Origin of the sequence: Methylobacterium indicum (assembly GCF_017347565.1) — a bacterium.
Lineage (GTDB): Bacteria > Pseudomonadota > Alphaproteobacteria > Rhizobiales > Beijerinckiaceae > Methylobacterium > Methylobacterium indicum.
Genome location: NZ_AP024145.1, coordinates 5147064 through 5156842, shown reverse-complemented (window position 1 = coordinate 5156842; position 9779 = coordinate 5147064). Strand labels below are relative to the sequence as shown.

Sequence of the window (9779 nt, the reverse complement as noted above, 5' to 3'; positions counted from 1 at the left end):
CTCCGGAGTGCCGGAAGGGGCCTCAATTCCTGTTCAACCCGAACGCGCCGCGTGTCACCAGAACCGATTTCCAGTAATTCTCTCGATTGATGATGTAGTCGTCCAGCGCACGCGGCAGATGATATTCCAGAAGCGCGAAACGAAAATTGGCTCGGCAGTAATCCAGGTTCGCTTCTGGGACGATTAGACGCAGCTCTGCGTTGCCACCATGACCCGATTGGGCGTATTCCATCCAACGTGACCAGATGCCCTGCTCCCCATAAGCGGAACCGACGTAGCGTTTGTGCGTGAGCGTGTCGGTGATGAGATAGACGCCTTTCGCACTGATGAGAGCCTGCCGCCAATCGAGACGGTTCTTCAGGACGAGCGTCTCCAACTCATTGAAAGACAGGTCGATCGCATCGAAACCAGGGAAGGATCGCCCGCCGTACGGTTCTCTGAGGATCTCTGAGACCTGCATCTCACCATAATGGTTTTCGAACCGGACTCGGGTCGCACGATCATAATAGGGATAGTGGATCTTGAGGCGGCCGATCATGTTTTGACCGAGCGGTGATAGGCCCACGATGTACTGATCGGGCAGTCGCTCGACGACGTCGAAGACACCTCCGAACAGCCACACGCCCGGCTCCGGATGGAAATTCATCAATGAGAAGATGTACGGTCGATTGAAGTCGTCCCGGCCTGGCCGATACTCTTGCCATCCGACCCACTTCTCATGGTCCCGGGCCCACTCGTCGAGCGGTTCATGCTGGCCATTGTAGCGCCCGAAATGAAGTTTGAAGGCGTTCGGCTCGCCGATCGGAAGGACTTCCTGCAGTCGAATCATGTTCGGCGAGCCTTTACGTTTTCGATCACTCGGACATTTAGGCTGTTTCTCAGTGGGAAGAGTTTGGCCGGTAGGGCTCCACCGATCGCCAGTCGCACGTCGATGGCGGTACCCGTCTGCTCGAACCGAGCGAGCGCCGTCAGCACCGCACGATACTTCACGCATTGAAACAGCCCGCGGGCCAGATCAGCATAACCGGCATTGGACGGTTTCACCTCGACGGCATGGGATCGGCCCTTGGACGTGAACATCAGGTCCACGCTGTCGCCTGAAGGCAAAGGATACTCACTCCTTCCGGGGGCGCCAACGTTGGTCAATCCAACGACGTCAGGGTTCTTTCGAATGAATTCCTTCAACCTTGCATGTTCCGGGCCTTCACCAACTCCAAGCCCCGCGGCTCCGTCCAGGACATCTTCGAGGCCTCCCTGGGTCCGTTCGAGCTCGCATTCCTCGAGCACCTCGCCCCACCAGGGATACGCGAATATTTTGGACCAGTATTCTTTCAGGAATGGTCGCTTCTCTTCCAACGCGAGATCCACGTAACCCCTCGCAGCGAGGAAGCCATCGAATCCCTCTCCCGGAACGCGCGTGGTCGAGTTGATCACGAGAGATTGGATGTGAGGGACTTCTTCACGCCACTTCTTGCCGATCGCGAGAAGCGCCCCGCCGATGCGGCCGAGAGGGTGGTTCAGGTTACGAGGGTTCGGCATGCCGGCTTCCAGCGCCAGACGCCCATAGGATATCGGTTCGTTCGCTTCAGCCTGTCGAACGAGGATTGGCAGGATCATGCGCGCTCGTCGTTCGAACAAGCGCTCTCCACCGAGATACTTCATCGCGTGCGCCCTTCCATCTCGGCGTCCATCATTGATAATAAGCGCCTCCGCGGCGCATTCCTATGGGAAGATGAGTCCTTCACGCATTCGACGATCGAACGTTTTCAATGTGTTGCTGGCGGGTCCGGCTCGCACGTCGGCTTTATATCGGCCGTAAGTCGATGCCCTGATCACGGTCTCGTGCCGAGCCGGTCAGATAATTGCTTGGTTCAAGTGAAATCAAGTGCTAGCAAAGGAGACGCTTTCGACGTCGGCTAAGGGTCACGAGTTCGCGTCAGCTTCGCTTATCTCTGCGGGATCGTGACCCGCTTCTCTCGCAGGGGTGAGCTACAGGTCGCTGACTGCTGCCGAGGCCGCGTGTCGGCAGGACCGGCCCAGCAAGAGGCACCAAGTTTCAAACACTTGGCAGAATCGGGATCGGCGGCAAACTGGCGATAGTCTGGGTCGGGTGGTCGGTGTCGAAGTCGGTTTAGCGTGGTGCCCGGAGGCTGCAGGCCGTAGGGTCATTGTGGCAGACGTGCCGTGTCCAGGGGCACCCATCCGCCTGCCGATGGTACGCCGGCGCCCACCGGCGGGGGGCGTAAGCGGCGGGGTAGCCTGCCGCTCCAACTCGTTCGCCGCCCGCTAGAGCGCTTCACGATCGCGTTGCAATCGCGAAGCTCTCTAAGTCTTTGTTTTGCCGCATTTTCTTCGACGAACCGGCATCCACTTCGTCGGAAAATGCTCTAGGGTGATTTTCGCTGTGATGTAGTGGTCGCGAGAGCCACGAAGCAGCCGCGAACCCTGTCGGCCTTCTCAGCGAGGTTGGTGCTGCGGCTTGTTAGGCGAGCGCGCGCTCATTAGTCATTCTCTTTCGCTGCCTCCGCCTGTAGCCGACGCCAGAGTGGCACGTAGTGCGGGTCAAGCCGGGCGCGCCGCTCCGCCATGAACCGGCTGAACGAGGACGTCACCGACAGGACCGCGTCGCCGATTGCCAGCCGCAGTCGCCGCTGACCGCTTTCCTCCATGTCGTCCGTCGTGCGCAGCAGACTCCGCACGGAGTAGAGGTCGACCGTGCCGCCCACGATGAGTGCACTGGCGTTCATGGCATGGTCGGGACCCTCGTTGTGGCACCACAGCCAAAGCAGGTGCTCTGCGCTTGCCAGCCGTGCCTGGACGCCGAACCACGGGCAGGTGATCGCCTCAGCCAGCAGCTGTGTCTCGACTGAACAGGTGCTGGGCCTCATCGTCAGGACGATAGGATGCTCGCACTTCCGCGGGTCCATGTGTGCCGCGAATCGTGCCTGGGTTGCTCGTGCTAGGGCGGCGATGCGATCGCGTTCGTCTGCGTCGCCGCCCACAACGATCTCGATCTCGCGCACGAAGCGGGCCTGCTCGTGTAGCGCTAGGGCGATGCGGCCGATCACGGCGTAGGCGAGGCCAGCCGCGTCGAGGCGTCCGACGATGTCGCGGAAGATCGCCGGCAGCATGCCGGGCGTCGGGTTGTTGAGGTCGTTGCCGTCGAACAGTAGTGCCTCGATCTCGGCCGAGCTGCCGGTCATGTGAACTGCCCTCCGGCCCGAGTCCGGTAGTGTGCGTCTGAGCGCACCGTGTGTCGCTCGCCGGCGAGGCCGAAAAGCCGGAGGATGTTGGTGACCGTCTCCGGCCGTTGCAGGTGCCGGTCGGCGTAGAGGGTGAACAGCCCCGGTTCGCGCATGTAGACCACCCGCCCGCGCGGAAACGCCTCGTACTCGTGGCCCGCGATGGCCGGCGGCAGGCCGCGGCGGCGCAGCGCCGTGGCTCCGAGCTTGCGCCATGCTTCCCAGACCTCGTGGTGCCCGCGCGGGTGGGTAAGGCAGTCGCCGTAGATCTCCGCTTCGGTCATGGTCGTGCGATCGGTGACCAGCACGGTGCGTCCGCCGTCCGGCACGCCCCAGAAGATGCCAACGCTCGGCTCGAGCAGCTCACCGGGAGGGGCATCCGGACCGGGAACGTCTGCGTCCGTGTCCGCGGAAGTCGTTCTCATGGTGCTGCCCCGTCAGAACACGAACTTCCAGTCGATCCGCCGTAAGGGCGCGCCCGGTTCAGCCAGGGTGGCTGAGCACATCACCACGATGTCCTGCCGCACCGCCTTCGCGCCGGCGCGCACCGGGTTCGGCTTGACCATGAAGCACAGGCCGGTGGCCTTCCACATCCGCTGGCTGTCTGGTTTGTCGTAGGTCATCTGCGTCACGTTCGTCAGGCGCAGAGCGTAACCGTAGGCGTTCTCCATGTCGGGCGCCTGGGCGGTGAACAGCGCTAGCACGGTCTTCGGGATGCCCCGGCCATCACCGTAGCCCGTGACGAAGCTGATCTCGCCTCGGCCGTCATCGACGAAGCGGAAGTCGTCGTTGCAGGGGGCGAACCGGCCGTCGAGCTTGAGTTCGAGGCAGGCGCCGGACTTGGTCTCGTCGACTGGCGGGTTCGCCTGGGCCGGGTTGGCGGCCAGCAGGACGAGCGGCAGCATCGCGCGCATCATGAGGGGGATCCGTCGGAGGTGGAGAGGTGCGGGGAAGGGAACCGGGCGCGCAGAGGTGCCCGGCCGCAGCAGGACGAAATCAGCGGCGGGTCATCGCGCCGTCGAAGGCGCAGGACGTCCCGTGGAAGTCGCCGCAGTTCTTCTCCTCTATCCGCACGCGTTTACGGTCCGAGCTGAGGCGCAGCGTCAGAGTGCAGATCTTCTCCGAGTCACTATCCTTGCGGGTCAACAGCAGCACCCCGGCGCCACCGGACTTGGCGAGACCGCGCAGCTCTCCGGTGCATCCATTTGGGATCGCCGTTTCGGCAACGACGAAGTGGGTGCCGCTGCCGTCTCCAAGGTCGAACACCTGCAGATTGAGCCGGCCTTCACCGCGACCCTGGTAGCGTCCCTCGAATGGCGATTCGGCGTGAACGGGCGCGGCGATCAGGATGAGGGTGAGCAGCGCGCCGAGACGCAGGGCGATCGCGGTAGTGTGTGTCTGCTGGCGAAGCCTCGACGCGCTCCGGCTCGGGGCGAGGAATAGAAGCGGGCTGGACATGACGAAGGGGTCTCGCGGAGGCTCCGGCAGAGCCGAGGATATGTATTCCCGTTGACCCCCCTTGGATTTTACCGCCGGACGCAGATTCCTGCCGCGGCCGGCGGTCGCACCCTACCTGGGCGGGTGCCGTTAGGCCGCGTCGGTGGGGCGGAAGGCAGCCGTCGTGCGCCCGCTGGGCCGGCCGACCGCATAGACCTGTAGCCCGTGCTGGCCGCGCAGTTCGTCGATCACCGCCTTCAGTGCGCCGTCACGCTGGTCGGCATCGAAGCCGAACACCACGAGACGCGGCTCGGTGTCGACCCGGAGCCGGCGCGCGCCGCGGGCGACCTCGTCCACGAGTGGATCGAGGGTCGGCACGGCAGCGAGGCCGCGGGCGGCATGCACCGCCCGGCGCAGGGCATTGAGGCGGACGAGGTCGCGGCACAGGGCCGGGTAGCTCTCTGCCAGCCGGTCCGCCTGCTCAGTCAGTGTCGCGCGGTAGCGGGCGACCTGTGTGACGATCGCCGGGGTGGTCTTCGAACGAAGGCTCGGGTTCGCAGCGAGCTTGGCCTCGTGGAACACCAGCCACGCTTCGTCAGCCGCGCCCCGCTCCTCCAGGCTCGCGGCATCGAGCCGGTCCTGGCGGGTCTGAGCCGGAGTTGGAGTTGCCGAGGCTTCATTGTCCGGCGCCAGGAGCATGGCGTCTGCTTCCGCTCCCTCCCGCTCGGAGGACGCAGCCTCCAGCGGTGCGCCGGTGAGCGCGATCTCGACATCGACGACGTTCGGGCTAGCCTTCGCGAGCGCGTGCACGCCCGCCTTCTCCAGGCCGGAGAGTGCGGCAGCGGCCCGCTTCATCTCGGCCAGCGTGCCGGGCCCCTCGTAGCGCGTCCACACCGCCGTGCCTGGGTCGAGCGCGAAGCCCCCGTCCTGGCCGAGCCGGGTCAGCGCTTGACGCTGGCGCACGAGGTACTTCACGTGCGTCTCAGCCGAGACGCCCGCGCCCGCCGGGGTGATCCGGAACAGCGACGCGCCGCGATAGTAGACGTTGAGCGAGCGGTCGCGCACTGCCAGCAGCAGGTCCGAGTCGGCGAGGACGTCGGCCCACCAGCCGCCATGCGGCGCGGTCGCGAGGGCTTCGAGCGCCGCGAGGAAGGGCTCGCCCAGAGCCCGATAGAGTGCTGTCTCGCTCATGCCGTCGTGTCCCACCACTGTCCGTCCTCCTTGATGTCGACGCTGGCGCCGAACAGCGCTGGGAAGCGCTGCGGCTCGAAAGTGTGGATCGGCACGAGCCGCCGGGGCGCGATCGCCGCCACCAGACGCTTGAGGTCCGGGATGCTGGCATGGCCCGAGGTGTGGGCGTGGGTCAGCGGGATGTCGCGGGCAGCGAGGTCGGCGGCGAGCGCCTGTCCGCGGGGCTGTCGGAGGTAGCCGTCCCACTGTGACCAGATCGCCTCGGCGCCCGCGAGGCAGACGGCCCGGTCGAGGTCTGGCAGCAGGGAGTGCCGGAACAGCAGGGCCGCCTGGGGCGCGAGCGCCGCGAGGTGCTCCGCGTAGATGCGCTGGTGGCTGTGCCGCGCGAGTAGGTCGAAGCGGCCGGTGCGCTTGATGCGCACGCGCTGGTGGTGCGGGGCGAAGACCGCCACGCCCGGCCAGTCGGATTGCGGGATGCTGGGGTGGCCGGTCGCGGCCAGGATCTCGGCGGCGTAGAGGTCGAGGATCAGCGTACGGTCGGTGCGCTTGCAGGCGCGGTAGAGTGAGACGACGCGGTCGATGTTTTGGGCGGAGGCCGCGACGAGGGCCAAGCCCGTCATCTCGCGGAACCGCGCAACGAAGCGATCCTCTATCTCGCTCTCGGTCGGGAAAAGCCGCTCGGCGTTGAGGCGGCCGAGGCTCGATCCTTCCATGAGGAGGGCGTCGATGGCGCGCGGCGGGCTGCGGATCAGACGCTCGAAGAGGGCGCCCTTGCGTCCGTGCGCGCGGAGGTCGCCGGAATAGAGCAGCCGCTGCCCGCCGGCTTCGACGAGGAGCGCGTAGGCGTCGAAGGCGGAGTGGTCGACGAGGATCGGGGTGACGGTGAACGGGCCGAAGGTGAGGGACTGGCCGTGGCCGAAGGTCACCGTGTTGGGCGGCACCCAGGTATCGGGCACGAAGGCGGCTGCGGCCTGGAGGATGCGGAGTGTCGCCGCGCCGAGTGCTACCGGCAGGTTCGGTCCGGTGAGGTGGCTCAGCCCGACATGGTCGCGGTGGCCGTGGCTGAGAATGAGCGCGAGGAGATCGCCGCTGCCGTCGAGTCCTTCAACCGGTGGGTGACAGGTCGCGTCGTTTGCCGCGGCGTCGAGGGGCAGGCCGAGATCGAGGAGGAGCCGGGCACCATCGTGGGCGAGTTCGACGCAGGTGCCGCCGATCTCACGCGTGCCGCGGTGAATGCGCACCCGCATCGTGACCCTGCTTGCCCCGCGCGGTCATCCTCGCCGCGGAACAACCGTAGCCGTTCCCTGTGGCTATAGCCAGTGGTTTGATAGCCCTCGCTGGCCGCTGGTCCTCGTCTATGAAGGGACGAGCTTTGGTCGCGTGGAACCTGCGCCGCGTACGCGTGGCACAAGGGCTTAGCCAGGAGCGACTGGCTGCCGATGCGGGCGTGGACCGCGCGTATCTTGGCGGCTTGGAGCGGCAGGTCGAGAACCCGACGGTCGACCTGCTCGACAAGATTGCCGAGGCACTCTCTGTACCCTTGAGCGAGTTGTTCGTCACCCCCGCTGATGATGAGGCGCCGCCTAAACCGCTGCGGGGTGGGCGCAGAGGCTAACGTAGAGCTAGGTGATTTCTTTGCGCGGGCAGGAGTCTTGAAGATATGGCCGCGCCGAGATGTCAGGATGTCCCTTACGCAGACTTTGTTGTGTGGAGCTGCGTAAGGTCGACCTCGATAACGATCAACTCTATTGCAGCTTGCAGTTGGTATATCGATGAGCGCTTAGTGTATCGGGCCGTCTCGCCCGGAGTCGTATGACCAGTGACGTGGTCGATTACGGCCGCGGCCACACCGGCTTGGTGCATCAGCGTCGTCGCGGTGTGGCGGAAAGAGTGGAAGTTCAGGCCAGGGCGGTAGAGGCCGACATCCCTACGGTAGCGCGTGAACCACTTCGTGAATGCGTGACCCAGGCGGTCATCGGCGCCGCCGGGGCGGAATGCGGGAAACACGCGGGCCTGCCGATTGCGACGCATGCGCTCGACATGCTGCAGGAAGCCGAGCCGGATCAGCTCCGAGTGTATGGGCACCCGTCGGATCGCAGTGGCATTCTTGAGCTTGCGCGGTGGCCGATCGTTGATGTCGAAGTACCAGGTTCCGGTGTCTTGCCGAATGTCTTCGACTTGCAGCTGACAGATCTCCTCCTGGCGCATGCCGGAAAGTACGGCAATCAGCGGGAGCCAGAAGCGCTCGTCGCGCAGGATAAGCGTACCGGGTGTGCTTCGCTGCGTCTCCGAACGGCTGCCGGTCCAGACCGGCGTTACGAAGAGGCGTGCGAGATCTGCCTGTTCCCACATGTCGCGCTGCTCGCTCGGTTTGCGAGTGGCGGCGAAGCGGTGGCCGGAGAAGATGTTTTCGCCCGCTTCTCCTTCGGCGACCGCTGCCGTCCAGAGGGTGGACAGGGCTGAGAAGTGGCGTTTGATGGTTTTTTGCGTGATGACGCCGGCACGAGACGCCTCCGGTAGAGCCGTGTAGGCTGCCAGGATTGCCTCGACACTCAGACCGCGATAGCGCGGGTGCTTGCCGTAGTCGCTCGGCAGGCGTTCGATCCGCTCACGGAAGCGTCCGGCATCCTTGCGGGTGTAGGCGCCGAGAGGCTTGTCGCCGCACACGTCGACGAACAGGCGATAGGTGGCACCGGCCTGCGCCGCGGTCTGGTTGTCCCAGCGCTTCGTCTGAACCTGCTGATCGCGGAACGCTTTTCCGCGGTCCTCGAACGCACCTGCGCGCGCCGGAGCAGGGTCATTCTGCTCGGGAGGCGGTGGTGTCGCCGGGGTAGCCGGTGCCGCTGGAGCGGTCGGGGATGTCGCAGGCGTCGGCCAGTGTTTCGGGTGCGGTTCGGTGAGCGTCACCTTCAGGAGCCTGTCGCGCGGCTCGTAGTTGAAGTCGCCCTCGTAACGTGCCTTCAGGGCCTCAGAGATGTCGATGCCGGCGCGCAGCATCGCCTGTTTGGCCTGCGCGGCTTCCGCCGGAGCCAGGTCCTTGATGGTAATGCCCTGCCGCTTCAGCATCATTTCGGCGATGAAGGCTGCCTCGTCGAGGCGGTTGCCTGCGAGCGCAGCGCGGCCTTTGGCGGCCATCGTCGCATATTGGATGACCCGGGCCTCGCGCACGCCCTCGGGCAGGGGACCGTGGGTAAACCGGCCGGCGTTCTCGTCCCTCAGGATGAGGTCGTAGAAGTCGCGGACGAGGTGGGCGATCTGATCGTCGGTCAGCATCGGCGTGGCGCGCAGGGTCGAGAACAGCTCTTCCGCCGCCACGTATAACCGACAGGCCTGGAACTTGGCAGTACGGATGTCGCCTGTGCCGAGGCTGCACACGAGCTCGTTGCGGCCCAGGCATCGCCGCAGGTCGGCCGGAACACGGCGTCGGAAGTGGAAGATGCGTCCGCGCTGGACGATGTTGGCGACCGAACCCAAACCGCGCTCCCGCCGTCGCGCGGACGGCCTGTGTAGCAGCGGTGTGTAGCAACATGCTCAGACCGCAGGGCGGTTCAGCGAGTTCGTAAATGCCCGGAGTAGCTTAGGTCACCGAGTGGCTGGGGGACGTGGATTCGAACCACGACTAACGGAGTCAGAGTCCGCTGTTCTACCGTTAAACTATCCCCCAACGAGGCGGTGGCTGCATCAGGTCCAGAGGAGCGTTCCGTCTGGCCGGGCTGGCCGGTCACCGCCTGCGGTGCGGTGCTGATAGGCCGGTTCGCCGGACCGGTCAAGCGCTTCTTGGGCGTCGTGCGCGTGGTCCCGCAGGGGCGCCCGTTCGAGATGGATCGGGGCGGGGGCTAGAAGGTCTCGGCCGGTCCGCGGACGATCGAGGGGCCGTTCCGGTCGGGGGGCGAAGGGTGATGGCGCGGT

The 9779-nt window shown here is 65.4% G+C and carries 10 protein-coding genes and 1 tRNA gene; 1 reads left to right on the top strand and 10 read right to left on the bottom strand.

Going from position 1 to position 9779, the window contains the following annotated elements; translation table 11 throughout:
• Positions 1-22 precede the first annotated feature (22 nt).
• From miv_RS23975 to miv_RS23940, 8 genes are all read right to left on the bottom strand, one after another.
• Positions 23-829, bottom strand: coding sequence for a GIY-YIG nuclease family protein (locus miv_RS23975; protein ID WP_207179316.1), 807 nt, complete (start codon positions 827-829; stop codon positions 23-25).
• Positions 826-1617, bottom strand: coding sequence for a hypothetical protein (locus miv_RS23970; RefSeq protein ID WP_207179315.1), 792 nt, complete (start codon positions 1615-1617; stop codon positions 826-828). The genes miv_RS23975 and miv_RS23970 overlap by 4 nt, the downstream gene beginning before the upstream one ends.
• 884 nt (positions 1618-2501) lie before the next feature.
• Entirely contained in the window at positions 2502-3203 is a 702-nt protein-coding gene (locus tag miv_RS23965) for a hypothetical protein (RefSeq protein WP_207179314.1), read from the bottom strand.
• On the bottom strand, positions 3200-3667 hold the full coding sequence (locus tag miv_RS23960; RefSeq protein ID WP_244748678.1) for a hypothetical protein: 468 nt from the start codon (positions 3665-3667) through the stop codon (positions 3200-3202). Before miv_RS23960 ends, miv_RS23965 begins: the two co-directional genes overlap by 4 nt.
• Before the next feature lie 12 nt (positions 3668-3679).
• Complete coding sequence (locus miv_RS23955; RefSeq protein ID WP_207179312.1) at positions 3680-4159, bottom strand: hypothetical protein; 480 nt, start codon at positions 4157-4159, stop codon at positions 3680-3682.
• A 79-nt stretch (positions 4160-4238) separates the two neighbouring features.
• The gene (locus tag miv_RS23950) at positions 4239-4700 is read right to left on the bottom strand and encodes a hypothetical protein (RefSeq protein ID WP_207179310.1); all 462 of its coding nucleotides are present in this window, start codon (positions 4698-4700) and stop codon (positions 4239-4241) included.
• 129 nt (positions 4701-4829) lie between these two features.
• Entirely contained in the window at positions 4830-5870 is a 1041-nt protein-coding gene (locus miv_RS23945; RefSeq protein WP_207179308.1) for a hypothetical protein, read from the bottom strand.
• Positions 5867-7117 (bottom strand): MBL fold metallo-hydrolase, encoded by a 1251-nt coding sequence (locus miv_RS23940; protein ID WP_207179307.1) that lies wholly within the window; start codon positions 7115-7117, stop codon positions 5867-5869. The genes miv_RS23945 and miv_RS23940 overlap by 4 nt, the downstream gene beginning before the upstream one ends.
• A gap of 110 nt (positions 7118-7227) precedes the next feature.
• Here miv_RS23940 and miv_RS23935 point away from each other — a divergent pair, with 110 nt between their 5' ends.
• Complete coding sequence (locus miv_RS23935; RefSeq protein ID WP_048463683.1) at positions 7228-7485, top strand: helix-turn-helix domain-containing protein; 258 nt, start codon at positions 7228-7230, stop codon at positions 7483-7485.
• Positions 7486-7559: 74 nt separating this feature from the next.
• Here miv_RS23935 and miv_RS23930 read toward each other — a convergent pair whose 3' ends face one another.
• Together miv_RS23930 and miv_RS23925 are read right to left on the bottom strand one after the other, a co-directional pair.
• Complete coding sequence (locus miv_RS23930; RefSeq protein ID WP_207179305.1) at positions 7560-9344, bottom strand: DUF6538 domain-containing protein; 1785 nt, start codon at positions 9342-9344, stop codon at positions 7560-7562.
• 116 nt (positions 9345-9460) lie between these two features.
• Positions 9461-9534: transfer RNA gene (locus miv_RS23925), tRNA-Gln, on the bottom strand.
• Between the last annotated feature and the right edge of the window lie 245 nt (positions 9535-9779).